This is a genomic window from Micromonospora sonneratiae (genome assembly GCF_042679305.1).
Classification (GTDB): Bacteria; Actinomycetota; Actinomycetes; order Mycobacteriales; family Micromonosporaceae; genus Micromonospora_H; species Micromonospora_H sonneratiae.
This window is the reverse complement of record NZ_JBHTMP010000171.1, coordinates 1-707: the sequence shown is the minus strand read 5'-3', so window position 1 is coordinate 707 and position 707 is coordinate 1. Positions and strand designations below refer to the sequence as shown.

General features: G+C 65.3%; 1 protein-coding gene. It reads right to left on the bottom strand.

Features of this window, described 5'->3' with window-relative positions:
• The coding region (locus tag ACFQ4H_RS34845; protein ID WP_377579552.1) for a helix-turn-helix domain-containing protein at positions 1-597 on the bottom strand (597 nt) is incomplete at its 3' end.
• Positions 598-707 lie beyond the last annotated feature (110 nt).

Genomic DNA, 707 nt, shown 5'->3' with positions numbered 1-707 from the left:
GCGGTGGGAGATGGCGATGGCCCGATCGGCGGCCAGCCAGGAAAGTTGGTGTTCGCCGAGTTTGTTCAGGGTTGATGAGGTGATCTGGTAGATCTGCCCGAGCAGGTGGGCGGCTTGCTGGGTGTCGTCGTCTTCCACGTGGGCGGCGTCGGCGCGTTGTGCGTCGTGTAGGAGTTTCGGCAGTGCCCTGGTTAGTGGCTCGTATCTGGCGTGGTGGAACGCCAGCCAGGCGTGCCGGGTGGATTCGTGAATCTTGTCGATGGTTGGCGGGTCCGCCACGGGACCGAACTGGGGTGGTGGTTCGTAGCGTTCCAAGGCTGCGCGGATCGCTTCGACGTCGAGCGTGTCGAGGCAGGTGGCGGTGCCGGGACGTCGTTGTGGTTCCCTGCCCGTCAGCATCCGGACGTCGATTGCCAGGACGTCGGCGATGTTCTGGAGTACGGAGCATCTGTCGAGCTGTCGGATGCCGCGTTCGATCTTTTCCACCCAGCTTGCGGATTTGCCGAGGCGGTCAGCGAAGACCTGTCGGGTCATGTTGCGGCGGTGGCGCCAGTGGGCGACGCGTCGGCCGATGGGCAGCTCATCTTCGCCGGTCACACCGGTCCTTCCGCGACGGTCCGACGAAGGGCGTCCACCCGTACGCGTAGCTCGACGCACGGTGGGTGGGATTCGCTGGTGGGCCAGGTGCAGGTGATGGTGTGGCCGGT